Origin of the sequence: Microbulbifer sp. CAU 1566 (assembly GCF_023156515.1) — a bacterium.
GTDB lineage: Bacteria > Pseudomonadota > Gammaproteobacteria > Pseudomonadales > Cellvibrionaceae > Microbulbifer.
The window spans coordinates 310,411-333,634 of the sequence record NZ_JALNMG010000006.1; the positions used below are offsets into that span (position 1 = coordinate 310,411).

The window sequence follows — 23,224 nt, forward strand, 5'->3', positions numbered from 1 at the left end:
CTCTCCCTTATCTTTCTGCCTTATATGAGGCAGCCCCGGGCTCAGCATAAGTGGCCCGGGGCCAAACACTGACTGATCAGTTAATACCAGTCGCGGCTAAGGTCACAGTGTCGGCAGCTCGATAACAGGCGATCGAACTCCCGACCGTCCATGGCGACCAGGGACTCGTGGTCACCGGACTCCAGGTAAACCGTATCGCTGCGGCCAAGGCTGCTGTCGACCAGAGTGGGTATGCCGTAGGCTGGCCCCAGCGGCGGCAGTGCGCCCACCTCACAATCGGGAAAGACGTTGCCGAAATCGCTTTCTGGCACCATCTCCAGGTGGTTGCGCCCGGTTTCGTCGTAGACCGCCCGCATATCCAGGCTGGCGCTTGCGGGAATGATCACCATCACCATACCCTGTTCATCACGCAGCAAAATCGCTTTGGCAACCCGATCCTCGCGGACGTCCGCCTTGTGCGCGGTTTCCCGGCTGGTGGCGCTGTGGGGGTGTGGAATTACCCGGTATGCGGCCGAGCGATCGTTCAGGTATTGACTGACTGTGGAGGCCATAGTCATGAGAAGTCCTCCTGTTTTGCGCACCGCAAGTGCTTTACTTGAGTGTAGCTTCGCGTCAGCCGAGCCCGCAGGCTGGCCGCATGTTTTGTAACCTCGATTGCGGTTGACAGATCAAAACTTCGCCCGTAGACTTCGCGCTCCTTTTCGCCCGCCCTCGGGGCTGTGTAAAAGGACGTTCTTTAGCTTTAATGACTGGAGTTTGATTCCATGCAGGGTCAACGCATTCGAATTCGCCTGAAGGCGTTCGATCACAAACTGATTGATACGTCTACCCAGGAGATCGTAGAGACGGCCAAGCGCACTGGCGCTCAAGTACGCGGTCCCATTCCGCTGCCGACTCGCAAAGAGAAGTACACCGTACTGATTTCTCCGCACGTCAACAAAGATGCGCGTGACCAGTACGAAATTCGTACTCACAAGCGTTTGCTGGACATCGTAGAGCCCACCGAAAAAACCGTTGACGCGCTGATGAAGCTCGATCTGGCGGCCGGTGTAGAGGTTCAGATTAGTCTCGGCTAACACTTCAAATTAACTACCGAATCCCGAACGAAAAAGGTTCGGGTAGTGTAACGCTCTGAAATTGGGCGGCCGCAGTGGGTTAAAGCCCCGTGCACTGAGAGGTTGAAAAGATGACTATAGGTATTGTCGGCCGCAAAAGCGGCATGACTCGCATCTTCACTGAAGATGGCGCGTCTATCCCGGTAACTGTTATCGAGGTAGCTCCAAATCGCGTCACTCAGGTGAAAACTCTGGAAACTGATGGCTACTCCGCGGTTCAAGTAACTGTGGGTTCCCGTAAGGCTTCCCGTGTCTCCAAGCCCCAAGCGGGCCACTTCGCCAAAGCCAATACTGAGGCTGGCTCTGCTCTTTTCGAACTGCGTACTGACGGTTCTGAAGAGTCCTTCGAAATCGGTTCTGAAATCACTGTTGCTGGCTTTGAAGCTGGTCAGAAGATTGACGTAACCGGCACTTCCAAAGGTAAAGGTTTCCAGGGCGGCGTTAAGCGCTGGAATTTCCGTACCCAGGACGCTACTCACGGTAACTCTCTGTCTCACCGCGCTCCCGGTTCTATCGGTCAGTGCCAGACTCCTGGCCGCGTGTGGAAAGGCAAGAAAATGGCCGGTCACATGGGTGCCGAGCGTGTTACCACGCAAAACCTGGAAGTGGTTCGTGTGGACGCCGAACGCAATCTGCTGCTGGTAAAAGGTGCCGTTCCTGGCGCGCCCGGCGGTAACGTAATCGTTCGTCCGGCAGTTAAAGCCTAAGTCTGAGGGGAAATAGATATGGAACTGAATATCGCTACTCCTGAAGGCGCTAAGGGCACTGTTGCAGTTTCTGAAGTGGCTTTCGGTCGTGAGTTCAATCAGGACCTGGTGCACCAGGCAGTTGTCGCCTACATGGCTGGCGCTCGTCAGGGTACCAAGGCTCAGAAAAACCGCGCTGCGGTTTCCGGCGGCGGCAAAAAGCCGTGGCGCCAAAAAGGTACTGGCCGCGCACGTGCCGGTACTATCCGCAGCCCGCTGTGGCGTTCTGGTGGCGTAACCTTCGCTGCTGAACCGCGTGATCACAGCGTTAAGCTGAACAAGAAAATGTACCGCGCTGCACTGCGCTGCATTCTCTCCGAGCTGGCTCGTCAGGAGCGTCTGGTTGTAGTTGAGTCCTTCGACGTGGAAGCGCCGAAGACCAAGCAGCTGGTAACCAAGCTGGCACAGTACGATCTTTCTGAAGCGTTGATCGTGACCGAAGAGGTTAACGAAAACCTCTACCTGGCCGCGCGCAATCTGCACAAGATCGATGTTCGCGACGTACAGGCAATCGATCCGGTAAGCCTGATTCGCTTTGACAAGGTCGTGGTTACCGTTTCTGCACTGAAGAAAATTGATGAGGTGCTGGGATGAACCAAGAGCGTATCTACAAAGTATTGCTGGGTCCGGTAATTTCCGAGAAAGCAGCTGTGCTGGCGGACACCGCCAACCAGGTAGTTTTCAAAGTAACCACCGATGCCACCAAAGCCGAAGTTAAGGCTGCGGTTGAGAAGCTGTTTAACGTTTCTGTTGAGCAGGTTCGCACCGTGAACGTTAAAGGCAAAACCAAGCGTACCCGCTACGGCATGGGCGTACGCAACGATTGGAAAAAAGCCTACGTTCGTCTGGCCGAAGGCAGCGACATCAACTTCGAAGCTGCTGAGTAAAGGGGAAAGTTGCAATGGCTATTGTAAAAGCAAAACCGACCTCTGCCGGCCGTCGTCACCTGGTTAAGGTTGTTAACTCCGACCTGCACAAGGGTGCGCCTTACGCGCCGCTGGTTGAGAAGAAGTCCAAGACTGGTGGTCGTAACAACAACGGTCGCATTACCACCCGTCATATCGGTGGTGGTCACAAGCATCACTACCGCGTAGTGGATTTCAAGCGCAATAAAGATGGCATTCCGGCCACTGTTGAGCGTCTGGAATACGATCCTAACCGCAGTGCCCACATCGCTCTGGTGTGCTACGCCGACGGTGAGCGTCGTTACATCATTGCACCGAAAGGCCTGAAGGCTGGTGCCAAGATCCAGTCTGGCGACGCTGCGCCTATCGCTGTAGGTAACACCCTGCCGCTGCGCAACATCCCGGTTGGTTCCGTGATTCATGGTATCGAGCTGAAGCCTGGTAAAGGTGCTCAGTTGGCCCGCTCTGCCGGTGCTTCTGTACAGCTGGTTGCCCGTGAAGGTCAGTACGCGACTATCCGTCTGCGCTCTGGCGAAATGCGTAAAGTTCTGTCCGAGTGCCGCGCCACCCTGGGTGAAGTGAGCAACTCCGAACACAGCCTGCGCAAGCTGGGTAAAGCTGGTGCCAAACGCTGGCGCGGTGTTCGTCCTACCGTTCGCGGTGTGGCGATGAACCCGGTAGACCACCCGCACGGCGGTGGTGAAGGTCGTACCTCCGGTGGCCGTCACCCTGTGACGCCTTGGGGTGTTCCGACCAAGGGTAAGAAAACGCGTAAGAACAAGCGCACCGACAACATGATTGTACGTCGTCGCGGCAAGTAAGCCGCGCGCGATGTGTGAGCATCTAAAGAGGAATCTAAAGTGCCACGCTCATTAAAGAAAGGTCCCTTTATTGATCTGCATCTGATCAAAAAGGTGGAGGCAGCGATCGAATCCAATGATCGCCGGCCGATTAAAACCTGGTCTCGCCGTTCCATGATTATGCCGGAAATGGTGGGCCTGACGATTGCTGTTCACAACGGTCGTCAACACGTACCCGTGCTGGTCAACGAAGAAATGGTTGGTCACAAGCTGGGTGAATTCGCTGCTACCCGCACTTACCGTGGCCACGCCGCGGACAAGAAAGCGAAGAAGCGCTAAGCCGAGGTATTAAAGATGGAAGTACAAGCAAAATTACGCGGTGCTCGTCTGTCGGCACAGAAAGCGCGTCTGGTAGCTGATCAGATTCGCGGCAAAGGTGTCGAGGAAGCCCTGGACATCCTGGCTTTCAGCCACAAGAAGGGTGCTGCGATCGTCAAGAAGGTTCTGGAATCTGCAATCGCCAACGCCGAGCACAACGAAGGTGCCGATGTTGACGAGCTGAAGGTTTCCACCATCTTCGTGGATGAGGGTATGACCATGAAACGCATTAAGCCGCGTGCCAAGGGTCGTGCCGATCGTATTCTTAAGCGTACTTGTCACATTACTGTGAAAGTAGCCGAGAAATAAGAGAGCAGGCGAGAAAACCATGGGACAAAAAGTACATCCTACCGGCATTCGTCTGGGTATCGTTAAAAAGCATACCTCTGTTTGGTATGCCGGCAGCGACGAGTACGCAGACAAGCTGTACACGGATCTGAAAGTTCGCGAATTCATTCGCAAAAAACTGGCCCACGCTTCCGTGAGCCGCATCGAGATCGAACGTCCGGCCAATACCGCTCGTGTGACCATTCACACTGCGCGTCCGGGCATCGTGATCGGCAAGAAAGGTGAAGACGTAGAGCGTCTGCGCAACGAGGTAAGCAAGCAGATGGGTGTGCCCGTGCACATCGACATCGAAGAAGTGCGCAAGCCTGATCTGGACGCAACCCTGGTTGCCCAGAACGTTGCCCAGCAGCTGGAGCGTCGCGTTATGTTCCGTCGTGCTATGAAGCGCGCCGTACAGAACGCTATGCGCCAGGGCGCTGAAGGTATCAAGATTCAGGTAAGTGGTCGTCTTGGCGGTGCCGAGATTGCCCGTACCGAATGGTACCGTGAAGGCCGTGTGCCGCTGCACACTCTGCGTGCCAACATCGACTACGGCACTTATGAAGCCAGTACTACCTACGGCATCATCGGTGTGAAAGTTTGGATCTTCAAAGGCGAAGTCATCGGTGACGAAATCCCCGAAGAGAAGCCAGCGAAGACTCGCAAGAAAGCTGCTAAGTAAGGGGTGCGCAGATGCTACAACCGAAGCGTACAAAATTCCGCAAGGTACAGAAGGGTCGCAACCGCGGTCTTTCCCAGCGCGGCTCTAAAGTGAGCTTTGGCGAGTTCGGCCTTAAGGCCATCGGTCGTGGACGCATTACTGCGCGCCAGATCGAAGCGGCTCGTCGCGCAATGACTCGTCACGTTAAGCGTGGCGGTAAAATCTGGATTCGTGTGTTTCCGGACAAGCCCATCACCAACAAGCCTCTCGAGGTTCGGATGGGTAAAGGTAAGGGTGGCGTTGAGTACTGGGTTGCCCAGATTCAGCCAGGCAAGGTCCTCTACGAGATGGAGGGTGTTTCCGAAGAATTGGCCCGTGAAGCTTTCGAGCTCGCCGCGGCCAAGCTGCCTGTAAAGACAACTTTCGTTAAGCGTTCGGTGATGTAATGAAGACTGCAGATCTACGCTCAAAGTCTGTTGAAGAACTGAACCAGGAACTGCTGAGCCAGCTTGAAGCACAATTCAAGCTGCGCATGCAGAAGTCCACCGGTCAGCTGAACCAGACTCATCTGCTGAAGCAGACTCGTCGCGACATTGCTCGCATTAAGACTGTGTTGACCGAGAAGGCAGGTAATTAATCATGGCTGAAGCACAACTGAAGCGGACTCTGACCGGCAAGGTCGTGAGTGACAAGATGGATAAAACCATCACCGTTTTGATCGAGCGCCGTGTTAAGCACCCGATCTACGGCAAAATCGTGAGCAAGTCCACCAAGCTCAAGGCACATGACGAAAACAATGAGTGCGGCATCGGCGATGTCGTAACCATCGAAGAATCTCGTCCGCTGTCCAAGAGCAAGTCCTGGTCCTTGCAGAAAATTGTAGAGCGTGCGGCGAAGGTTTAACCCTGGCCCATTGACTGTGAAGACCTAAACAGGTTTTCGGAGAGGAACAATGATTCAAGCAGAATCCTACTTAGAAGTAGCCGATAACAGTGGGGCTCGCCGTGTCATGTGCATCAAGGTGCTGGGCGGCTCCCACCGTCGCTACGCTGGCGTTGGCGACATCATTAAGGTGACCGTTAAGGAAGCAATTCCTCGCGGTAAAGTAAAGAAGGGTCAGGTAATGAATGCGGTAGTGGTTCGCACCAAGAAAGGTGTGCGCCGCCCGGATGGCTCCCTGATCAAATTTGACGATAACGCAGCGGTGCTGCTGAACCAGAACCATGCTCCGGTCGGCACCCGTATTTTTGGCCCGGTTACCCGCGAGCTGCGTGGTGAGAAGTTCATGAAGATCATCTCACTGGCTCCCGAAGTAATCTAAGCCACGAGCGGAGAAGAGTTATGCGCAAGATCAAGCGTGACGACGAAGTGATCGTTATCGCCGGTCGCGACAAGGGCAAGCGCGGCACCGTACGTAAGGTGCTGAACGACGGTCGCCTGATTGTTGCCGGTGTTCAGATGATCAAAAAACACCAGAAACCGAACCCCCAGCTGGGCGTTGCAGGTGGCATCGTTGAGAAGGAAGCCGCTATCCAGGCTTCCAACGTGGCCATTTTCAATCCGTCAACTAATAAAGCTGACCGGGTAGGCTTCAAAGTACTGGAAGACGGCACTAAGATTCGCGTCTTCAAATCCAGCGGCGATGCCGTTGACGCATAAGTAGGTCAGGTAGATATCATGGCAAGGCTTAAAGAGCTCTATAGCAAAGAACTCGCGCCCAAGCTGAAAGAAGAGCTTGGCCTCGAGAATGTGATGTCCGTGCCGCGCATCACCAAGATCACCGTCAACATGGGTGTCGGCGAAGCTGTTGGTGATAAGAAGGTACTGGAACACGCTGTTACTGATATGACAGCAATCACCGGTCAAAAACCCATCGTGACCAAGGCGCGTAAGTCCATCGCGGGTTTCAAAATCCGTGAAGAATGGCCGATCGGCTGTAAGGTAACTCTGCGCGGTGAGCGCATGTACGAGTTCCTGGAGCGTCTGATCGGTATCGCGATTCCGCGTATCCGCGACTTCCGTGGCATCAGCCCGAAGCAGTTCGACGGTCGTGGAAACTTCTCGATGGGTGTTACAGAACAAATCATCTTCCCGGAGATTGACTACGACAAAGTAGACAAAATCCGTGGTCTGGATATTTGTATTACCACTACAGCAGCTAACGACGATCAAGGTCGTGCACTGCTGAAAGCGTTCAACTTCCCTTTCAAGGGTTAAGAGGATTCCATGGCGAAGAAATCCATGATTGCGCGTGAGAACAAGCGCGCTCGAACCGCAGCTAAGTACGCTGAAAAGCGTCAAGAGCTGAAGGCGATCATCGCCAGTGCCACTGCTTCCGAAGAGGAGCAGTGGGAGGCTCAACTCAAGCTGCAGAAACTGCCGCGCGATGCAAGCCCGGTACGTCAGCAACGTCGCTGTCGTATCACTGGTCGCCCCCACGCTGTCTACCGCAAATTCGGCCTGTGCCGTAACAAGCTGCGTGAAGCAGCCATGCGTGGTGATGTCCCCGGCCTGGTTAAGTCCAGCTGGTAAGGTTGGCTTGAGGAGTCTTAAGTAATGAGTATGCAAGATCCGTTGGCAGATATGCTGACCCGCATCCGCAACGCCCTGGGCCGCGGAAAGGGCAGTGTTTCCATGCCTTCATCCAAATTGAAAGTGGCGGTAGCTGAAGTTCTGAAGAGCGAAGGTTACATCACTGAAGTAAGCGTTAGCGAAGGTGGCAAGCCTGAGCTGACTATTGAACTGAAATACTTTCAGGGCAAACCAGTAATCGCTGAGCTGGATCGGGTTTCCCGTCCGGGTCTGCGTTCTTACGCTGGTAAGAAAGCTCTGCCTACCGTACGCGGTGGCCTGGGTGTCGCGATCGTCTCCACCTCTCAGGGTGTGATGACTGACCGTGCCGCTCGTCAGGCTGGTGTCGGTGGCGAAGTGCTCTGCACCGTATTCTAAGCGGGGGTTGAAATGTCTCGAGTAGCAAATAGTCCAGTAAGCATCCCCGCTGGTGTTTCTGTTGACCTGAAGGGTCAGGATATCGCCGTAAAAGGCGGTAACGGCAATCTGAGCTTCAACATCCACTCCGATGTGGAAGTGAAGCAGGAAGAGAGCCAGCTGACCTTTGCCGCGCGCAATGGCTCCAAGCAGGCGCGTGCACTGGCGGGTACAACCCGTGCACTGGTTAACAATATGGTGGTCGGTGTCAGTCAGGGTTTCGAAAAGAAACTGCAGCTGAACGGTGTTGGTTACCGTGCGAAAGCAGCAGGTAAAACCGTAAACCTGACTCTCGGTTTCTCTCACCCGGTAGATTACGACCTGCCGGAAGGCGTTAGCGCCGAAACCCCGAGCCAGACTGAAATCGTACTGAAGAGCAGCGACAAGCAGCTGTTAGGTCAAGTAGCCGCTGAGATCCGCGCATTCCGTCCGCCGGAGCCCTACAAAGGTAAGGGTGTCCGCTACGCCGACGAACGCGTGTATCGCAAAGAGGCTAAGAAGAAGTAAGGCATAGATATGAACGTTAAAAAGCAATCTCGCTTGCGTCGTGCACGTCGTGCCCGCGCCAAAATGCGTGAGCTGGGCGCCGTTCGCCTGACAGTGAACCGCACACCTCGCCACATTTACGCACAGATCCTGACCGCCGATGGCGACAAGGTATTGGCTTCTGCCTCTACTCTGGATAAGGACCTGCGTGAAAGCAAAACCGGTAACGTCGACGCTGCGACAGCCGTTGGCACCCTGATCGCTGAGCGCGCGAAAGCCGCTGGCGTTGAAACGGTAGCCTTCGATCGTAGCGGTTTCAAATACCACGGCCGTGTTAAGGCCCTGGCAGACGCTGCCCGTGAAGCCGGTCTGAAATTCTAAGGGTTGAGTTATGGCTAGAGATAAAGTCGAAAAAGGCAATGACGAAGGCCTCCAGGAAAAGCTGGTCCAGGTCAACCGTGTTGCCAAAACTGTAAAGGGTGGTCGTATCTTTGCGTTCACCGCACTGACTGTAGTTGGCGATGGCAATGGCCGCGTTGGCTTTGGTCGTGGTAAGGCTCGCGAAGTGCCTGTTGCCATTCAAAAGGCAATGGAAGCTGCGCGTCGCAACATGATCCAGGTAGACCTGAACGGTGACACCATTCAGTACGCTACCAACGGTCGCCACGGTGGTTCCAAGGTTTACATGCAGCCCGCTTCCCAGGGTACCGGTGTTATCGCCGGTGGTGCCATGCGCTCCGTGCTTGAAATGGCTGGCGTTCACAACGTACTGGCCAAGTGCTACGGCTCTACCAATCCGGTAAACGTCGTTCGCGCTACTTTCAGTGCACTGGACCAGATGAGCAGTCCTGAAGACGTTGCCGCGAAGCGTGGCAAGTCTGTGGAAGAAATCCTGAACTGATTCGGTTTGGGCCGCGGCAGTATTACCGCTGCGGCCCGTTCTGAACTTGCTTTGAGTGAATGAGTCATGGCTAAAAAGACCATCAAAGTAACCCAGGTTAAAAGCATCAACGGTCGTCTGAAAAATCATCAGGCATGTGTTGCTGGTCTGGGTCTGCGCCGCATTGGTCACACTGTGGAAGTGGAAGACACTCCCTCTGTGCGCGGCATGATCAACAAAGTGAACTACCTCGTAAAAGTAGAGGAGGCGTAACATGCGTTTGAATGAACTGTCTCCCGCTGAGGGTCACAAGCACAGCGCCAAGCGCGTTGGTCGCGGCATCGGTAGCGGTCTGGGTAAAACCGGTGGCCGTGGTCACAAGGGTCAAAAGGCCCGTTCCGGTGGTAGCGTTCGTCCGGGCTTCGAAGGCGGTCAGATGCCTTTGCAGAAGCGTCTGCCGAAGTACGGTTTCACCTCTCGCGTTGGCCGCTTTGTTGCGGAAGTGCGTCTGGCGGAGCTGGCGAAGGTAGAAGGTGACACTATTGATTTGGCAGCGCTGAAAAATGCCGATATCATCGGCGGCCACATTAAACGCGCCAAAGTGTTCCTGTCTGGTGAACTGACCAAAGCGGTTACCGTGAAAGGTCTGGGTGTCACCAAGGGTGCTAAAGCAGCCATCGAAGCTGCTGGCGGAAAAGTAGAAGACTAAATCGAGGCCCCAATGGCACGACCAGGATCTGGTGTTAACTCCCTGGGTAACGGCAAGGGATTAGGCGAGCTTTGGGCTCGCCTTCGTTTTCTGTTTCTCGCGATTCTTGTTTATCGCATAGGGACCCACATTCCAGTGCCCGGTATTGATCCGGAAAAACTGGCGAACCTGTTTAATCAGAACCAGGGAACCATCCTTGGCCTGTTCAACATGTTCTCCGGTGGCGCACTGGAACGGATGAGTATTCTGGCCCTCGGCATCATGCCTTACATCTCCGCGTCCATCATCATGCAGTTGATGACCGCGGTAACGCCTTCTCTGGAGGCGTTGAAGAAAGAAGGTGATGCAGGACGGCGTAAGATCAATCAGTACACCCGTTACCTGACTGTAGTGCTTGCACTCATCCAGGGTATCGGGATGACGTTTGGTCTGGCCGGTCAAAACCTGGCTTATTCCGCTGAGCCGGCGTTCGGATTTTACTTCGTGGCCGTAGTGTCACTGGTAACCGGCGCTGTGTTCATGATGTGGCTGGGCGAGCAGATTACCGAGCGCGGTGTTGGCAATGGTATTTCCATGCTGATCTTCGCCGGTATTGTTGCGGGACTGCCCAGTGCCATTGGTCAGGCTTTTGAGCAGGCGCGCCAGGGTGAGCTGCATATTCTGATGCTGCTTGCGATTGGTTTTGTAGCGATTGCTGTCGTGTACTTCGTCGTGGTCATGGAGCGCGGTCAACGCCGCATCACCATCAACCACGCGCGTCGTCAGGCGGGTCGTTACTCCCAGGCGCCGGCTGCGCAGTCCAGCCACTTGCCGCTGAAGGTGAATATGGCCGGTGTTATCCCGGTGATCTTCGCCAGCAGTATCCTGCTGTTCCCTGCGACTCTGGCGCAGTGGTTCGGCCAGGGTGGTGAAGGTATCGGCGCGCAGATTCTGCAGTGGATGGCACTGCAGTTGGGCCCGGGCCAGCCGCTGAACATTATCCTGTTCGCGCTGCTGATCGGCTTCTTCTGCTTCTTCTATACGGCGTTGATGTTCAACCCCAATGAAGTTGCAGACAACCTGAAAAAATCCGGTGCCTATGTGCCCGGTATTCGCCCCGGCGAACAGACCGCACGTTATATCGACAGCGTTCTGACTCGTCTGACCCTGGTGGGTGCCGTATACATCGCATTGGTATCCCTGCTGCCGCAGTTCCTGGTAGTTGGGCTGAACATTCCCTTTTACTTGGGGGGTACTTCTCTGCTGATCGTAGTGGTCGTAGTGATGGACTTCATGGCGCAGGTGCAGTCGCATTTGCTGTCCCACCAGTACGAAGGGTTGATGAAAAAGGCGAATCTGCAAGGCTACGGCCGCCGTTAACCGGTAGCCGCCGCAGCAGGAATGAATTGAGGTAAGGTCATGAAAGTACGCGCTTCTGTTAAAAAGATCTGCCGTAACTGCAAAATCGTACGTCGCAAAGGCGTTCTGCGGGTAATCTGCAGCGCCGAGCCGCGTCACAAGCAGCGGCAGGGCTAATCAGCAGTCATTGCTGATTCCCATGACTCACCAAGGATGGTGAGTCAGGTGCTCTCTCCAGGATGAGGTTGGCACCAATTGTTCATTAAAGAATTTGCCTCTTGGCACAGCCCCGTGTTAAAAGGCAGCACCGTAAACCATGAGGTTGGCGGTGGAAGTTGGGAGTTGAACTCCTGGCTTCAAAAAGGGGGCGTTGACTGTCGTCTGCCATCCCCGGGTTTAGGCCCTGGGACGGTGGGCTATTGCAATTTGGTGTTTGAAAAGCTATTCTTGCGCGCCTTTTTGGTGGCGCCGATGGCTTTTTAATCGCTGTCAGCGCCGTATCGAGAATTGAGCCGCGCCTATTACCAAGATGAGCCGGTTCACAATACGTGGAGTATGCCTCTATGGCACGTATTGCTGGTGTAAACGTACCAGACCACAAGCACGCCGTGATCTCCCTGACCCACATTTTCGGGATCGGTCGCACCACGGCTAAGTCTATTCTGGCAGCGACTGGTATCGCTGAATCCACCAAGATCCGCGATCTTTCCGAAGACCAACTGGAATCGGTGCGTGGCGAAGTCGCCAAGTTCACCGTTGAAGGTGATCTTCGTCGTGAAGTATCCATGAACATCAAGCGTTTGATGGACCTGGGTTGCTTCCGCGGTCTGCGCCATCGTCGCAGTCTGCCGCTTCGCGGTCAGCGCACCAAGACTAACGCCCGTACCCGTAAGGGTCCGCGTAAGCCGATTCGCAAGTAAGAGTCGCGCAAGTCTTTACACGCTCCCTTAACAGGAGCTTGGTTACAGGATTTAGGATACAGGTATGGCTAAGCCAAAAACTACTGTTCGCAAAAAGGTCAAAAAGACCGTTGTCGACGGTATTGCCCACATCCACGCATCGTTCAACAACACGATCGTGACGATCACTGATCGCCAGGGTAATACTCTGAGCTGGGCTACCGCTGGTGGCTCCGGTTTCCGCGGTTCTCGTAAGAGTACCCCTTTCGCAGCCCAGGTTGCCGCTGAGCGCGCAGGTACTGCTGCTCAGGAATATGGCCTGAAAAACCTTGATGTCGAAGTGAAGGGCCCCGGCCCCGGTCGCGAATCTGCTGTTCGCGCACTGAACAACTGCGGCTACAAGATCACCAACATCACCGACGTGACGCCGATCCCGCATAATGGTTGTCGTCCGCCCAAGAAACGTCGCGTGTAAGAGGGGGTTGACGAAATGGCACGTTATATTGGACCAAAATGTAAGCTTTCCCGTCGGGAAGGTACCGATCTTCAGCTGAAAAGTGGCGTTCGCCCGCACGAGTCAAAGTGCCGCGCGGAAACCAAGCCTGGCGTTCATGGCGCCGGTCGCGGTCGCCTGTCCGACTACGGCGTTCAGCTGCGTGAAAAACAAAAAGTACGTCGTATCTACGGCGTGCTGGAAAAGCAGTTCCGTAACTACTATAAGGAAGCAGCGCGCCTGAAAGGTGCAACTGGTGAAAACCTGCTGCAACTGCTGGAAAAGCGTCTCGACAACGTGGTTTACCGCATGGGCTTCGGCTCTACTCGTGCAGAAGCGCGTCAGCTGGTATCTCACAAGGCGATTCTGGTTAACGGTAGCGCTGTGAATATCCCTTCTTTCCAGGTGAAAGAAGGCGACGTCATCGCTATCCGCGAGAAAGCCAAAAAGCAGATGCGTATCCAGAACTCCGTTTCCCTCGCTGCACAGCGCGGTGACGTTGAGTGGGTAGACGTGAATGCGAGCAAGCTCGAAGGTACCTTCAAGCGTGTTCCGGATCGCGTGGATCTGCCGGCAGAGATCAATGAAAACCTTATCGTGGAACTCTACTCCAAGTAAGGCTCTGTTCCATTTAAGGAATAAAACTGTAATACAGGTATGGCTATGCAGACTGCTGTCAACGAGTTTTTGACACCTCGTCGTATTGACGTCACCGAGTACAACCAGAACCACGCCAAAGTGGTTCTGGAACCGCTGGAGCGTGGCTTTGGCCACACTCTCGGCAACGCACTGCGCCGCATCCTGCTGTCCTCTATGCCGGGCTGCGCCGTCACTGAAGTCGAGATTGACGGTGTTGAGCACGAGTACAGCGCAATCGAAGGTGTGCAGGAAGACGTAATTGAAATCCTGCTCAACCTGAAGGAAATTGCGGTGGTGATGCACGGCAAGGACCAGGCAGTACTGAGCCTGAGCAAGAAAGGCCCGGGTGCGGTTACCGCTGGAGACATCCAGGTGGATCACGACATCGAAATCGTGAACCCAGAGCACGTGATCGCCAACATTACTGGCGATGTGGAACTCAACCTGCGTCTGACCGTTGCGCGCGGCCGTGGCTACCAGCCCGCCGACGCCCGTCGCGAAGACGAAGAAGAGACCCGCGCCATTGGCCGCCTGCAGCTGGACGCCTCTTTCGGCCCGGTTCGTCGCGTTTCTTACAGCGTCGAAGCGGCTCGTGTAGAGCAGCGCACCGACCTGGACAAGCTGGTTCTGGACCTGGAGACCAACGGTACCCTGGATCCGGAAGAAGCCATCCGTCGCGCCGCCACCATTCTGCAGCAGCAGCTCGCAGTGTTTGTGGACCTGGAAGGCGAGAAGGATGCAGCGCCAGAAGCCAAGGAAGAGGAAGTGGATCCGGTGCTGTTGCGCCCGGTTGACGACCTCGAACTGACCGTGCGTTCGGCTAACTGTCTGAAAGCAGAAAACATCTACTACATCGGCGACCTGATTCAGCGTACCGAAGTAGAGCTGCTGAAGACTCCGAACCTGGGTAAGAAGTCCCTGACCGAAATCAAGGACGTTCTGGCTTCCCGTGGCTTGTCCCTGGGTATGCGTCTTGAGAACTGGCCGCCGGCCAGCCTCAAGGGCGACAGCAAGCTGAGCTCCCTGTAAAGCGTTTGTGGCGCGGGCGTGTTTGCCCGCCCGCGTGAAGAAAACCGAGTGGTGTGCGCCTGCGGCAAGCGCCACTCCCAGACGACTTGCTGTGAAAGCAATTGAAGTCGTGAGGAATTGAGTTATGCGTCATCGTTATAGTGGCCGTAAATTCAGTCGTACCAGCGCCCATCGCAAATCCATGTTCAAAAACATGACTGCGTCCTTGGTCGAGCACGAACTGATCAAAACCACACTGCCGAAAGCCAAGGAGCTGCGTCGCGTCGCCGAGCCGCTGATCACCCTGGCCAAGAAAGACAGTGTTGCCAATCGCCGTCTGGCTTTCGCCCGTATCCGCGACAAGGATGCCGTGCGCAAGCTGTTCGACGAGCTGGGTCCCCGTTACGAAGCCCGTCCGGGCGGTTACATCCGCATTCTGAAATGTGGTTTCCGCGCAGGCGACAAGGCTCCGATGGCTTATGTTGAGCTGGTAGACCGTCCGGTAGCGGACGAGACTGCTGAAGCTGCAGAAGCCTGAGGCGTCCCGCTTTAGGGTTTTCGGTACTTTTTTTGTGCCGAGCGAAGAAAAGCCGGTCATTGACCGGCTTTTCTTTTTTCTGATCTGCAATTTTTGATGGGTGTGTGATGTTCCAGTCCCTGGATGATTTGCTGAAGATATTGAATCCCCAGATCGTGGGTAGCCTCAAGCGCGCAATCGAGCTGGGTAAATGGCCCAATGGTATTGCCTTGACCGAGCAGCAAAAGTCCCTGTGTGGGGAAGCTGTGGCCTATTGGGAGCAGCGTCATATGGAACCCACATCTCGTGTGGGCTATGTGCCGCCAAAGGCTACCCCTTGTGGTGACAAGCACGAACATCAAGACGAGACTGTCACCTGGGTGCACTCCTGAGGTTCCTGATTTCGGGTTTCGGGTTTCAAGATTCGGGTTTTGTGGCGCAGCGCCAATGCCGGTTTGGTCTGGGCAGCTTGCGTAAGCCCACCGGGCACTACCGCTGTTTCCAAACAGCGCAATCCGGGGTTTTTGTAAAAAAGAGGCCAGTAACGTCCGGCCTCTTTTAATTGCGCAAATCTCGGGGATTACTGATTGCGATCGACGTTTACGTCAAAGAAGTGCTCCACACAACGCACGTAGTCACCCTCGATGAATGCGGAGAAACGTGTCTGGTAACCCACCAGCTTGCAAGCGTAGCTCTGTCCATTTGGATACTGGGGATCCCAGCTCCAGTCCTGTTCCCAGTAAATTTCCATGGCGCCCGCGCCACCCACGGCAAACCGGCTCATACTGGCGCAGCCGAGAATTTCATCTGCGGGTATCTCCACCGCTAAGTAGTCGGCGAAGTTGCGATAGTAATCGATGCGGTTTTGCGACTGCGCGTGTTCGCTGCTGCCCCCACACTCAATGCCGCCGTTGATGATCATGGTGGTCACACCAAATCCGGGTAGCAGTCCGCTACCTAGGTCCTGACCGTTGGGCTGCCAGGTACCGTCGATGACATGCAGCATGCTGGGTTTTGGCGGCTGCGGGTACACAAAGAAAAAGACCGCGCTGGCGAGGTTTAGCCAGGTATCCGCCACCAGATTCGGTTGTTCCAGCAGTACGCCCACATCACCAAACATGGCGGCAGAAAACGGGCCGTAGTTGTAGTTGTAACTCAACTGTTTGGCGCCGCGACCGAAATAACTTTTGTAACTGCCATCGGCAAAGGTCGCGCACGGCCACTGCTGTGCCTGCCAGGTCGATGGGTCGCAAATACCGTAGCCATTGGGGGTACTTTCGCTCCACCCCTGTTCGCGGATGAAATACAGCCCCTGGCGCCACTCGGGCTCCGCCCAGTGCGGGGTGTGGCCACCAGTCTCCTGGGTGAAGTGGGCGAACATGGTGGCAAGAGATTTCCGGCAGATCGCCTCGGCGTTGCGGCCGTCACTATAGTCGCCACAGAATGCCGGGAATTTGGCAACAGCACGCAGGAAGTTGGTATATGAATACTCCGCCGCGCGCACCGGGAACAGGAAGTTCCAGTCCGGGTTGCCGATGATGGACTCTACCCGCTGTACGTTTTCCGGGTTTTCACTGCGACCGGGAGTGACTGCTTCTACTTCGGAATTTTCCCGCGTGACGATCGATGCTTTCACCTGGGTAAACAGCGGGCTTGAGGTCAGCTCGGCTTCCCGCGCCTCCAGGGTACTGAGCGGAATACGGAAACCGCTGTCGCCACACTGCTGTTGAACGGAAACGTTTTCGCTAACAATCAGTTCCCCATTGGTAGCTTGCAGTTCGAAGGCGTAGACCGAATCAATCCCCGCATCGGGCAAATTCACCGCGGTGATTTCGCTGTTGGGCGTGAGGATTTCGGCCGCGGGTCCACTGATCTGCCTCCAGGTCAGAACATAGGTTTCACCGTCGGGATAGGAGGAGTTTTCCGCGCTGAGGGTAATAGTGCCCGGGCAGGCGCTGGTGCTCTCGGGGGCGCTAATCACAATCGTTGGCAGCGGCGGTATGTATGGATCTGCCCACTGCATTACCTGCACGGTGGTGTAATCCGTCTGCTCGGCATCCGATACGCTGAGCCGGAACTCGTACTGGGTATCGGTCTCTACGGGCGGCAGGTCTACCTGGGTGCCGCTGGCATTTGGCGCCTGAATTGCCGCTACCGGTGAGGCTGGAGAAATCTGAGTCCACTGGAACGTGAGGGCATCACCATCCGGGTCCGATGACAGGCTGCCGTCGAGTGCGATGCTGCCCGCGCCGCTAATTTCCGCGGGGCTTGCAGAGGCACTGGTCACCGGTGCCTGATTGCCATTGCCGAAGGTACAGGAGCCCGGGCCATCCAGGATCCAGGGGCTGTCCCAGCTGTTGCTGGCGGTATAGGCCGCTTCCGGAGAATCGTTAGGGCCGGCCCACCACTGGGCCCGGAACAGGTCTTCCTGGTAGCAGACCGTGCTGCCGCCAGCGTAGCTCTGTCCGGCCTCATAAGTCTCTGCGGGCAGAACGGCATGTGCAGGAATGCACATGGTTGTTGCGAGGGCAAAAGCCGTCAGCGGGCCGCGCAGGGGGTTTGAGCGGGGGTTCCGGAATGGGGTGATTGGCAGCATGTGTGCCTTGGCGGCCGCTGAGGGCCTGGACTGAGTGGACATGTCTTCTCCATTTATTGTTATTTCAGTTAGCGCAATCGAAACGTTTGACAGCGTTGTCATTTGCGCAGGAGAAGTTAGCGAAAGCCTTGGGGCTCGGGAAGGGGATCCCGCGCCAATTCCCGGAAGAGCTGTCAGGTTTTGACAAGTTGCCAGGGGGCAGGGGAGCTGTTGCCAGGGATCTGGGGAGCTAAAGATCTGGAGATGCGGGAGATATAAGGATCCGGGGATGGCGTTCAGATACCCAGCTTTCCGCCGTCGCCAGTTCGCGGGTTACAGCCGGGAATCAAGTTCCGCCAGCAGTCGCGACTTGTCCCGGAGGATTTGGTGGGCGGTGTTGAGGTCGACGGCTTCAAAGTCCAGGCGCGCACCGGGCGCCAACTGTCCCAGCCGGTGCAGGTCTGCACTGATGACGTGCGCGATGCGCGGGTAGCCGCCGATGGTCTGGCCCTCGACAAAACTGACAATGGGCAGGCCATTGGGGGGTACCTGTACTGTGCCGGGGCACAGGCCGGAGGAAATCTGCTGGGGCATGTTTTGCAGGGGGAGTGGACTCCCCTGCAGGCGTATACCCATGCGGTTGCTCTGCGGTGAAACGGTAAAACCGCCCTGGTAAAACTGCGCCAGTGCATCGCTGGAAAAATACTGGGCCTCCAGGCCCGGCAGCACACGCAGCAGGGGTCGGGCGCGGTAATCCAGGCGGTACTCCCCGGGTAGTGCCCGGGTTGGCGCTATGCGACTGTGGCGCAGGGGCAGTCGATCGCCCGCCTGCAGTGCGCGCCCGCGCATTCCGCCGAAGCCCGCAATCATATGGGTGGAAAGGCTGTTGAACATGGGCGCAAGGTCCATATCTGCGGCGAGTGCGATATAGGCTCGGACCCCCGACCGCAGCGCGCCGAAACGGAGCCGGTCGCCACTGCGCATTGCCAGTACCTGGTCGTTGTCGGCCGCCTTGTCGTTATGGAACAGATCAAAGCGTGCGCCGGTCACCGAGATGGTGACATCCGCGGTGAATTCGATTTCCGGGCCTGTCACCGCCACCTCGAGACAGGGGTGTGAGGGCGGGTTTCCGAGCAGCAGGTTGCCCAGGTGCATCGCAAACGTATCTGCTGCACCGCCGCAGGCGAGTCCCCAGCGCAGGTTTCCCGGTCGTCCGCCGTCCTGAACCGTGGTCTGCAAACCCGGCTTAATGATAAGCAGGCTCATCGCGCGCCCTCCGAACTCGTGGTATTCACCAACGGTACACACACTGGAGTGGCCAGTGGATCCATCTCCGCAAACTGTTCTGCCGTAATCGCCACAAACTGAACCCGGTCGAGGGGACGGGCGATAAACGGCGTTTCCTGTCGTGGGCGGAACAGCGCAAGCGGGGTGCGGCCGATCACCTGCCAGCCACCGGGGGTCGCCTGTGGATAAATGCCGGTCTGGGCACCACCGATACCCACCGAGCCCGCGGCCACCTTGAGCTCGGGGCGCGCCTTGCGCGGGCAGTGCAGCTGTGGGTCCAGTCCCCCCAGATAGAGAAACCCCGGGGTAAACCCGAGCATATGCACCAGGTAACGCGGCGCAGTGTGGCGGGTAATCACCTCGCTTTTACTGAGCCCGGACTGGGCGCAGACGGCGGGCATATCAGGCGCAAAGTCACTGTCGTAGCACACGGGTATCCGGATCAGTGTACGGGGGCCCTGCGCCGGTTGTGCGCGGCTCAGGGTTTCCTCGGTCAGCGCTCGCAGCATTGCTATCAGGGTATCGGTGCCGGAGGACGCGGGACGGTCAGCGGGATCCGCGGGCAGCAGTCGCAGCGGGTCGAAGCACACCGTAAGGCACTGATAGGCGGGCACCAGTTCGGTAACCGCGGGGAGGGATGCCGATTCGATTACCTGGGCGAGGGCAATTATCCGTTCGCTCAGGGGCTCGCCGGGTGCTTCCGCAAAGCGGATGTCCAGTGCGGCATCACCGTTGGGCTGCAATTCGAAGGCGCTGGTTATTGGCATAGCCGGATTCCGGCGCGCAGCAGTTCCTGTTGCAGATCCTGCGCAATCGATTCTGCCCGCGGGTTGTCGCCGTGCAGGCAGATACTGTCGACGGAAAACTGCAGTGGTTTTTTCTCGATCGATAAGAAGGGTTGGCCGGTGGATAGAGCCAGGACCTGTGCCAGGCATTCGTCGAACGATGACATCACCGATCCGGGCATACTGCGGGGGGCAAGCTGGTGATCGTTCAGGTAGCGCCTATCCATAAAACCTTCACGCAGTACCGGGTGCCGGTATTTCTTTGCGACCCGCTCCATTGCGGCGTTGGCCAGGGCGAGAATCTGGAGGTTGCTGAATTCCCGGGCAATCAGTTGCACCAGGTCTTCGGCGAGCTCCTCATCCGCTTCGGCGTCGTTATAGAGGGCCCCGTGTAATTTGATGTGGCTGAGAGTTACCCGCTCATGTTCCGCGATGGTCTGCAGTGCGAGTATCTGCTCACGCACGGAGCAAAGCAGATCCTGGCGAGGCATGGACAGGGAGCGGCGGCCGAAATTTTCCTTGTCTGGATAGCCCGGGTGGGCACCGGCGGCGATACCGGTTGCGCGTGCATTTTGCAGCGACAGCGCCATGGTGGTGGCATTGCCGGCATGGCCGCCGCAGGCAATGTTGCAGCGGGAAATAAACGGCATGATGCGCGCATCGCGCGCGCAGTCTTCCGCGGTTTCACCTTCCCCCAGGTCACAATTGATATCGACGCTGGTCATCGGCGGCCCTCCGTGCCGGCTAGCCCATATGGTTGGATTTTCCTGTGGACAAGTTACCGGCTTTTCAGCATCGATTTAAGAAAGCGCCCGGTGTGGGACCCCTTCACCTTGGCCACCTGTTCCGGCGTACCTGTGGCAATAATCTCGCCGCCGCCGGAACCGCCCTCGGGGCCCAGATCCACAATCCAGTCTGCGGTCTTGATGACGTCCAGGTTGTGCTCGATCACCACAATGGTATTGCCGTGGTCGCGCAGTCGGTGCAGTACATCCAGCAGCAACTGGATGTCGGCAAAGTGCAGGCCGGTAGTGGGCTCGTCGAGGATATACAGGGTCTGGCCGGTATCGCGCTTGGACAGCTCGCGGGACAGCTTTACCCGCTGGGCTTCACCACCGGACAGCGTGGTCGCGGCCTGCCCAAGCTTGATGTAGGAAAGACCCACGTCCATCAGTGTCTGCAGTTTTTTCGCAATGGAAGGCACCGGGTCAAAAAACTCCCGCGCGTCTTCCACGGTCATTTCCAGCACCTCGTGGATGCTCTTGCCCTTGTACTGCACTTCCAGGGTTTCGCGGTTGTAGCGCTTGCCCTTGCAGGTATCACAGGGCACGTAGATGTCCGGCAGAAAGTGCATTTCCACCTTGATCACACCGTCGCCCTGGCAGGCCTCACAGCGGCCGCCTTTTACGTTGAAGCTGAAGCGACCGGGCTTGTAGCCGCGGGAGCGCGCCTCCTGGGTGCCGGAAAACAGTTCGCGAATGGGGGTAAAGATTCCGGTATAGGTGGCGGGATTAGAGCGCGGGGTGCGACCGATGGGGCTCTGGTCGATATCCACGCATTTGTCGAAATGATCCAGTCCCTCGATCGCCTTGTGCGGCGATGCCTTGAGGGTGGTGGCCTTGTTCAGCGCGGTGGCCGCGAGCGGATACAGGGTGGTGTTGATCAGGGTGGATTTACCGGAACCGGAAACGCCGGTGACACAGGTAAACAGCCCCACCGGGATTTCCAGGTCGACATTTTTCAGGTTGTTGCCGGTGGCGCCGGCGATCTTCAACACCTCTGCGGAGGCGGCAATGCGCTTTTCCGGAATCTTGATCTGTTTCTTGCCGGACAGGTACTGGCCGGTAAGTGAGCGCTCGCAACTGGCCACCTGTTCGTGGGTGCCGGCAGCGACCACTTCGCCACCGTGCACACCGGCGCCGGGGCCGATATCGATCAGGAAGTCCGCCGCGCGGATCGCGTCCTCGTCGTGTTCGACCACGATCACAGTGTTGCCGATGTCCCGCAGGTGGGTGAGGGTATTCAGCAGGCGCTCGTTGTCCCGCTGGTGCAGGCCGATGGAGGGCTCGTCGAGAATGTACATCACACCCACAAGACCGGCGCCAATCTGGCTGGCCAGACGGATGCGCTGGGCTTCACCACCGGACAGGGTTTCGGCACTGCGGTTTAGTGTCAGGTAGTTGAGGCCCACATCCACCAGGAAGCGGAAGCGGTCGCGCAGCTCCTTGAGAATCTTGTCGGCAATCTCTTTCTGCGCGCCCTTGAATTGCAGCTGGTTGGCGAAGTACTCAAAGGCATCGCCCACCGGCAGCTCGGTGATCTGCGCCAGGGTGCGGTTGTCCACAAACACATTGCGCGCTTCCCGGCGCAGGCGGGTACCTGCACAGTCCGGGCACTTCTGGGTGCTCAGGTATTTCGCCAGCTCCTCGCGCACCGACTGGGATTCGGTGTCCCGGTAGCGGCGCTGGAAGTTGGGGATGATGCCCTCGAAGGTGTGGCGGCGGATGGTGACGTCGCCGCGGTCGTTGACATAGCTGAAGTCCACCGGGGTATCGCCGCTGCCGTGCAGAATGACCTCACGATCGCGTTTGCGCAGTTTCTGCCACGGCTTGTCGATATCGAAATCGAAGTGCTCCGCCAGGGAGGTGAGCATGTGGTAGTAGTAGATATTGCGTCTGTCCCAGCCGCGGATGGCACCTTCGGAAATACTGCTCCCCGGGTCCAGGATCACCTTGTCTTCATCGAAGAACTGCTTCACGCCCAGGCCGTCACAGGCGGGGCAGGCACCGGCGGGGTTGTTGAACGAGAAGAGGCGCGGCTCCAGCTCGTCCAGTGAGTAATCACATACCGGGCAGGCATGGCGGGCGGAGAAAAGGTGGTCATCTTTCCCGCCATCCATGTAACTGATCGACGCGATGCCATCGGTGAGGTTCAGTGCTGTCTCAAAAGACTCCGCCAGCCGCAACTGCAGATCGTCGCGCACCTTGAAGCGGTCGACCACCACCTCGATGGTATGTTTCTTGCGTTTATCCAGCTTGGGGGTGTCGTCCAGGTCGCATACGGTGCCGTCGATACGCGCGCGCACAAAGCCGTCCCGCCGCAGCTGCTCGAACACGTGCAGGTGTTCACCCTTGCGGTCGCGCACCACCGGCGCCAGCAGCATGATTTTGGTGCCCTCCGGCAGCGCCAGTACCTGGTCCACCATCTGGCTGACCGTCTGCGCCTGCAGCGGCTCGTGGTGTTCCGGGCAGCGCGGCTCGCCGACGCGGGCGAACAACAGGCGCAGGTAGTCGTAAATCTCGGTGATGGTACCGACGGTGGAGCGGGGGTTGTGGGAGGTGGATTTCTGCTCGATGGAAATGGCCGGTGACAGGCCTTCCACGGTGTCCACGTCGGGCTTTTCCATCATCGACAGGAACTGGCGCGCATAGGTGGAGAGGGACTCCACGTAGCGGCGCTGGCCCTCGGCGTACAGGGTGTCGAACGCGAGTGAGGACTTACCAGAGCCGGAGAGTCCGGTGATCACGATAAGTTTGTCGCGGGGAATATCCAGGTCGATATTCTTCAGGTTGTGGGTGCGGGCACCCCGTACGTAAATCGTATCCACAAGTTGTCCTGTGTTTTAGACGGGCGTCGCCGCCGGCGAACCGGGCGGGAGAAAACGGTCAAGTATAATCCGGTGCGGGAG

Annotated in this window: 35 protein-coding genes; 29 read left to right on the plus strand and 6 right to left on the minus strand. The window is 57.0% G+C overall.

Translation table 11 applies throughout. From position 1 onward, the window contains the following. Positions 1–80 precede the first annotated feature (80 nt). Positions 81–557, minus strand: a complete 477-nt coding sequence (locus M0G74_RS15715) for a YbaK/EbsC family protein (protein ID WP_248219411.1) — start codon at positions 555–557, stop codon at positions 81–83. 207 nt (positions 558–764) lie between these two features. On the opposite strand from M0G74_RS15715, the gene rpsJ reads away from it, so the two are divergent. From rpsJ to M0G74_RS15860, 29 genes are all read left to right on the plus strand, one after another. Beyond that, positions 765–1,076 carry a 30S ribosomal protein S10 gene (rpsJ, locus tag M0G74_RS15720; RefSeq protein WP_066967210.1) on the plus strand — a complete coding sequence of 104 codons (312 nt, stop codon included), beginning with the start codon at positions 765–767 and terminating at the stop codon, positions 1,074–1,076. Between the two features lie 110 nt (positions 1,077–1,186). After that, a complete protein-coding gene (gene rplC, locus M0G74_RS15725; protein ID WP_160154551.1) occupies positions 1,187–1,822 on the plus strand; it encodes a 50S ribosomal protein L3 in 636 nt (211 codons plus the stop codon). Positions 1,823–1,840: 18 nt separating this feature from the next. After that, positions 1,841–2,455 carry a 50S ribosomal protein L4 gene (gene rplD / locus M0G74_RS15730; protein ID WP_066967204.1) on the plus strand — a complete coding sequence of 205 codons (615 nt, stop codon included), beginning with the start codon at positions 1,841–1,843 and terminating at the stop codon, positions 2,453–2,455. Further along, complete coding sequence (gene rplW, locus M0G74_RS15735; protein ID WP_160154550.1) at positions 2,452–2,748, plus strand: 50S ribosomal protein L23; 297 nt, start codon at positions 2,452–2,454, stop codon at positions 2,746–2,748. The genes rplD and rplW overlap by 4 nt, the downstream gene beginning before the upstream one ends. A 14-nt stretch (positions 2,749–2,762) precedes the next feature. Further along, complete coding sequence (rplB, locus tag M0G74_RS15740) at positions 2,763–3,587, plus strand: 50S ribosomal protein L2 (protein WP_043320798.1); 825 nt, start codon at positions 2,763–2,765, stop codon at positions 3,585–3,587. 39 nt (positions 3,588–3,626) lie between these two features. Then, a complete protein-coding gene (gene rpsS / locus M0G74_RS15745; RefSeq protein WP_105101967.1) occupies positions 3,627–3,905 on the plus strand; it encodes a 30S ribosomal protein S19 in 279 nt (92 codons plus the stop codon). A 15-nt stretch (positions 3,906–3,920) separates the two neighbouring features. Further along, on the plus strand, positions 3,921–4,253 hold the full coding sequence (rplV, locus tag M0G74_RS15750; RefSeq protein WP_043320801.1) for a 50S ribosomal protein L22: 333 nt from the start codon (positions 3,921–3,923) through the stop codon (positions 4,251–4,253). Positions 4,254–4,272: 19 nt separating this feature from the next. Then, positions 4,273–4,953 carry a 30S ribosomal protein S3 gene (gene rpsC / locus M0G74_RS15755; protein ID WP_160154549.1) on the plus strand — a complete coding sequence of 227 codons (681 nt, stop codon included), beginning with the start codon at positions 4,273–4,275 and terminating at the stop codon, positions 4,951–4,953. Between the two features lie 11 nt (positions 4,954–4,964). Beyond that, the gene (gene rplP / locus M0G74_RS15760; protein ID WP_010133841.1) at positions 4,965–5,378 is read left to right on the plus strand and encodes a 50S ribosomal protein L16; all 414 of its coding nucleotides are present in this window, start codon (positions 4,965–4,967) and stop codon (positions 5,376–5,378) included. Continuing rightward, positions 5,378–5,569: a 50S ribosomal protein L29 gene (rpmC, locus tag M0G74_RS15765; protein WP_160154548.1), complete on the plus strand. Its 192-nt coding sequence runs from the start codon at positions 5,378–5,380 to the stop codon at positions 5,567–5,569. The genes rplP and rpmC overlap by 1 nt, the downstream gene beginning before the upstream one ends. A 2-nt stretch (positions 5,570–5,571) precedes the next feature. After that, positions 5,572–5,835 (plus strand): 30S ribosomal protein S17, encoded by a 264-nt coding sequence (gene rpsQ, locus M0G74_RS15770; protein WP_160154547.1) that lies wholly within the window; start codon positions 5,572–5,574, stop codon positions 5,833–5,835. Between the two features lie 49 nt (positions 5,836–5,884). Next, a complete protein-coding gene (gene rplN / locus M0G74_RS15775) occupies positions 5,885–6,253 on the plus strand; it encodes a 50S ribosomal protein L14 (protein WP_043320805.1) in 369 nt (122 codons plus the stop codon). A 20-nt stretch (positions 6,254–6,273) separates the two neighbouring features. After that, a complete protein-coding gene (gene rplX, locus M0G74_RS15780; RefSeq protein WP_160154546.1) occupies positions 6,274–6,591 on the plus strand; it encodes a 50S ribosomal protein L24 in 318 nt (105 codons plus the stop codon). Between the two features lie 18 nt (positions 6,592–6,609). After that, positions 6,610–7,149: a 50S ribosomal protein L5 gene (gene rplE, locus M0G74_RS15785; protein ID WP_160154545.1), complete on the plus strand. Its 540-nt coding sequence runs from the start codon at positions 6,610–6,612 to the stop codon at positions 7,147–7,149. Between the two features lie 9 nt (positions 7,150–7,158). Then, positions 7,159–7,464 carry a 30S ribosomal protein S14 gene (rpsN, locus tag M0G74_RS15790; protein WP_160154544.1) on the plus strand — a complete coding sequence of 102 codons (306 nt, stop codon included), beginning with the start codon at positions 7,159–7,161 and terminating at the stop codon, positions 7,462–7,464. Positions 7,465–7,488: 24 nt separating this feature from the next. After that, positions 7,489–7,881, plus strand: coding sequence for a 30S ribosomal protein S8 (gene rpsH / locus M0G74_RS15795; protein ID WP_160154543.1), 393 nt, complete (start codon positions 7,489–7,491; stop codon positions 7,879–7,881). 12 nt (positions 7,882–7,893) lie between these two features. Then, positions 7,894–8,427, plus strand: a complete 534-nt coding sequence (gene rplF / locus M0G74_RS15800) for a 50S ribosomal protein L6 (RefSeq protein WP_160154542.1) — start codon at positions 7,894–7,896, stop codon at positions 8,425–8,427. Between the two features lie 9 nt (positions 8,428–8,436). Next, positions 8,437–8,787: a 50S ribosomal protein L18 gene (rplR, locus tag M0G74_RS15805; protein WP_160154541.1), complete on the plus strand. Its 351-nt coding sequence runs from the start codon at positions 8,437–8,439 to the stop codon at positions 8,785–8,787. A gap of 10 nt (positions 8,788–8,797) precedes the next feature. Then, complete coding sequence (rpsE, locus tag M0G74_RS15810; protein WP_160154540.1) at positions 8,798–9,307, plus strand: 30S ribosomal protein S5; 510 nt, start codon at positions 8,798–8,800, stop codon at positions 9,305–9,307. 66 nt (positions 9,308–9,373) lie between these two features. Beyond that, positions 9,374–9,559: a 50S ribosomal protein L30 gene (gene rpmD, locus M0G74_RS15815; RefSeq protein ID WP_010133829.1), complete on the plus strand. Its 186-nt coding sequence runs from the start codon at positions 9,374–9,376 to the stop codon at positions 9,557–9,559. A gap of 1 nt (position 9,560) precedes the next feature. Further along, positions 9,561–9,995: a 50S ribosomal protein L15 gene (gene rplO / locus M0G74_RS15820; RefSeq protein ID WP_160154539.1), complete on the plus strand. Its 435-nt coding sequence runs from the start codon at positions 9,561–9,563 to the stop codon at positions 9,993–9,995. Between the two features lie 12 nt (positions 9,996–10,007). Continuing rightward, complete coding sequence (secY, locus tag M0G74_RS15825; RefSeq protein WP_160154538.1) at positions 10,008–11,354, plus strand: preprotein translocase subunit SecY; 1,347 nt, start codon at positions 10,008–10,010, stop codon at positions 11,352–11,354. A gap of 39 nt (positions 11,355–11,393) precedes the next feature. After that, positions 11,394–11,510, plus strand: coding sequence for a 50S ribosomal protein L36 (gene rpmJ, locus M0G74_RS15830; protein WP_010133825.1), 117 nt, complete (start codon positions 11,394–11,396; stop codon positions 11,508–11,510). A gap of 386 nt (positions 11,511–11,896) precedes the next feature. Continuing rightward, positions 11,897–12,253 carry a 30S ribosomal protein S13 gene (rpsM, locus tag M0G74_RS15835; protein ID WP_160154537.1) on the plus strand — a complete coding sequence of 119 codons (357 nt, stop codon included), beginning with the start codon at positions 11,897–11,899 and terminating at the stop codon, positions 12,251–12,253. Between the two features lie 64 nt (positions 12,254–12,317). Further along, positions 12,318–12,707, plus strand: a complete 390-nt coding sequence (gene rpsK / locus M0G74_RS15840) for a 30S ribosomal protein S11 (RefSeq protein ID WP_020411406.1) — start codon at positions 12,318–12,320, stop codon at positions 12,705–12,707. A 15-nt stretch (positions 12,708–12,722) separates the two neighbouring features. Next, positions 12,723–13,343 carry a 30S ribosomal protein S4 gene (gene rpsD, locus M0G74_RS15845; protein WP_160154536.1) on the plus strand — a complete coding sequence of 207 codons (621 nt, stop codon included), beginning with the start codon at positions 12,723–12,725 and terminating at the stop codon, positions 13,341–13,343. Between the two features lie 45 nt (positions 13,344–13,388). Continuing rightward, positions 13,389–14,393, plus strand: a complete 1,005-nt coding sequence (rpoA, locus tag M0G74_RS15850) for a DNA-directed RNA polymerase subunit alpha (RefSeq protein WP_160154535.1) — start codon at positions 13,389–13,391, stop codon at positions 14,391–14,393. A gap of 124 nt (positions 14,394–14,517) precedes the next feature. Then, positions 14,518–14,910, plus strand: coding sequence for a 50S ribosomal protein L17 (rplQ, locus tag M0G74_RS15855; RefSeq protein WP_160154534.1), 393 nt, complete (start codon positions 14,518–14,520; stop codon positions 14,908–14,910). Positions 14,911–15,017: 107 nt separating this feature from the next. Beyond that, positions 15,018–15,281 carry a DUF1315 family protein gene (locus M0G74_RS15860; RefSeq protein ID WP_160154533.1) on the plus strand — a complete coding sequence of 88 codons (264 nt, stop codon included), beginning with the start codon at positions 15,018–15,020 and terminating at the stop codon, positions 15,279–15,281. A gap of 188 nt (positions 15,282–15,469) precedes the next feature. Here M0G74_RS15860 and M0G74_RS15865 read toward each other — a convergent pair whose 3' ends face one another. The 5 genes from M0G74_RS15865 to uvrA all read right to left on the minus strand — a co-directional run bounded on the left by M0G74_RS15865 (position 15,470) and on the right by uvrA (position 23,143). After that, positions 15,470–17,527 (minus strand): glycoside hydrolase family 19 protein, encoded by a 2,058-nt coding sequence (locus tag M0G74_RS15865; RefSeq protein ID WP_248219416.1) that lies wholly within the window; start codon positions 17,525–17,527, stop codon positions 15,470–15,472. Between the two features lie 270 nt (positions 17,528–17,797). Continuing rightward, positions 17,798–18,730 (minus strand): biotin-dependent carboxyltransferase family protein, encoded by a 933-nt coding sequence (locus M0G74_RS15870; protein WP_248219420.1) that lies wholly within the window; start codon positions 18,728–18,730, stop codon positions 17,798–17,800. Next, positions 18,727–19,518: a 5-oxoprolinase subunit PxpB gene (pxpB, locus tag M0G74_RS15875; protein WP_248219421.1), complete on the minus strand. Its 792-nt coding sequence runs from the start codon at positions 19,516–19,518 to the stop codon at positions 18,727–18,729. The genes M0G74_RS15870 and pxpB overlap by 4 nt, the downstream gene beginning before the upstream one ends. Next, the gene (pxpA, locus tag M0G74_RS15880; RefSeq protein WP_248219424.1) at positions 19,509–20,261 is read right to left on the minus strand and encodes a 5-oxoprolinase subunit PxpA; all 753 of its coding nucleotides are present in this window, start codon (positions 20,259–20,261) and stop codon (positions 19,509–19,511) included. The genes pxpB and pxpA overlap by 10 nt, the downstream gene beginning before the upstream one ends. A 53-nt stretch (positions 20,262–20,314) precedes the next feature. Beyond that, on the minus strand, positions 20,315–23,143 hold the full coding sequence (uvrA, locus tag M0G74_RS15885) for an excinuclease ABC subunit UvrA (RefSeq protein WP_248219427.1): 2,829 nt from the start codon (positions 23,141–23,143) through the stop codon (positions 20,315–20,317). Positions 23,144–23,224 lie beyond the last annotated feature (81 nt).

Bases quoted from the DNA above. Each gene is read 5' to 3' on its own strand.
- rplB (WP_043320798.1), top strand. From the start codon at position 2,763: ATGGCTATTGTAAAAGCAAAACCGACCTCTGCCGGCCGTCGTCACCTG.
- M0G74_RS15865 (WP_248219416.1), bottom strand. From the start codon at position 17,527: ATGTCCACTCAGTCCAGGCCCTCAGCGGCCGCCAAGGCACACATGCTG.
- rplV (WP_043320801.1), top strand. From the start codon at position 3,921: ATGGAAGTACAAGCAAAATTACGCGGTGCTCGTCTGTCGGCACAGAAA.
- rpsK (WP_020411406.1), top strand. From the start codon at position 12,318: ATGGCTAAGCCAAAAACTACTGTTCGCAAAAAGGTCAAAAAGACCGTT.
- rplX (WP_160154546.1), top strand. From the start codon at position 6,274: ATGCGCAAGATCAAGCGTGACGACGAAGTGATCGTTATCGCCGGTCGC.
- rplP (WP_010133841.1), top strand. From the start codon at position 4,965: ATGCTACAACCGAAGCGTACAAAATTCCGCAAGGTACAGAAGGGTCGC.
- rpmD (WP_010133829.1), top strand. From the start codon at position 9,374: ATGGCTAAAAAGACCATCAAAGTAACCCAGGTTAAAAGCATCAACGGT.
- rplD (WP_066967204.1), top strand. From the start codon at position 1,841: ATGGAACTGAATATCGCTACTCCTGAAGGCGCTAAGGGCACTGTTGCA.
- rplC (WP_160154551.1), top strand. From the start codon at position 1,187: ATGACTATAGGTATTGTCGGCCGCAAAAGCGGCATGACTCGCATCTTC.
- pxpA (WP_248219424.1), bottom strand. From the start codon at position 20,261: ATGACCAGCGTCGATATCAATTGTGACCTGGGGGAAGGTGAAACCGCG.
- M0G74_RS15715 (WP_248219411.1), bottom strand. From the start codon at position 557: ATGACTATGGCCTCCACAGTCAGTCAATACCTGAACGATCGCTCGGCC.
- secY (WP_160154538.1), top strand. From the start codon at position 10,008: ATGGCACGACCAGGATCTGGTGTTAACTCCCTGGGTAACGGCAAGGGA.
- rpsD (WP_160154536.1), top strand. From the start codon at position 12,723: ATGGCACGTTATATTGGACCAAAATGTAAGCTTTCCCGTCGGGAAGGT.
- rpmC (WP_160154548.1), top strand. From the start codon at position 5,378: ATGAAGACTGCAGATCTACGCTCAAAGTCTGTTGAAGAACTGAACCAG.
- rpsN (WP_160154544.1), top strand. From the start codon at position 7,159: ATGGCGAAGAAATCCATGATTGCGCGTGAGAACAAGCGCGCTCGAACC.
- M0G74_RS15860 (WP_160154533.1), top strand. From the start codon at position 15,018: ATGTTCCAGTCCCTGGATGATTTGCTGAAGATATTGAATCCCCAGATC.
- rplN (WP_043320805.1), top strand. From the start codon at position 5,885: ATGATTCAAGCAGAATCCTACTTAGAAGTAGCCGATAACAGTGGGGCT.
- rpsC (WP_160154549.1), top strand. From the start codon at position 4,273: ATGGGACAAAAAGTACATCCTACCGGCATTCGTCTGGGTATCGTTAAA.
- rpsM (WP_160154537.1), top strand. From the start codon at position 11,897: ATGGCACGTATTGCTGGTGTAAACGTACCAGACCACAAGCACGCCGTG.
- rpsH (WP_160154543.1), top strand. From the start codon at position 7,489: ATGAGTATGCAAGATCCGTTGGCAGATATGCTGACCCGCATCCGCAAC.
- M0G74_RS15870 (WP_248219420.1), bottom strand. From the start codon at position 18,730: ATGAGCCTGCTTATCATTAAGCCGGGTTTGCAGACCACGGTTCAGGAC.
- rpsE (WP_160154540.1), top strand. From the start codon at position 8,798: ATGGCTAGAGATAAAGTCGAAAAAGGCAATGACGAAGGCCTCCAGGAA.
- rplR (WP_160154541.1), top strand. From the start codon at position 8,437: ATGAACGTTAAAAAGCAATCTCGCTTGCGTCGTGCACGTCGTGCCCGC.
- rpoA (WP_160154535.1), top strand. From the start codon at position 13,389: ATGCAGACTGCTGTCAACGAGTTTTTGACACCTCGTCGTATTGACGTC.
- rplO (WP_160154539.1), top strand. From the start codon at position 9,561: ATGCGTTTGAATGAACTGTCTCCCGCTGAGGGTCACAAGCACAGCGCC.
- rpmJ (WP_010133825.1), top strand. From the start codon at position 11,394: ATGAAAGTACGCGCTTCTGTTAAAAAGATCTGCCGTAACTGCAAAATC.
- rplF (WP_160154542.1), top strand. From the start codon at position 7,894: ATGTCTCGAGTAGCAAATAGTCCAGTAAGCATCCCCGCTGGTGTTTCT.
- rpsQ (WP_160154547.1), top strand. From the start codon at position 5,572: ATGGCTGAAGCACAACTGAAGCGGACTCTGACCGGCAAGGTCGTGAGT.
- rplE (WP_160154545.1), top strand. From the start codon at position 6,610: ATGGCAAGGCTTAAAGAGCTCTATAGCAAAGAACTCGCGCCCAAGCTG.
- rplW (WP_160154550.1), top strand. From the start codon at position 2,452: ATGAACCAAGAGCGTATCTACAAAGTATTGCTGGGTCCGGTAATTTCC.
- pxpB (WP_248219421.1), bottom strand. From the start codon at position 19,518: ATGCCAATAACCAGCGCCTTCGAATTGCAGCCCAACGGTGATGCCGCA.
- rpsJ (WP_066967210.1), top strand. From the start codon at position 765: ATGCAGGGTCAACGCATTCGAATTCGCCTGAAGGCGTTCGATCACAAA.
- rplQ (WP_160154534.1), top strand. From the start codon at position 14,518: ATGCGTCATCGTTATAGTGGCCGTAAATTCAGTCGTACCAGCGCCCAT.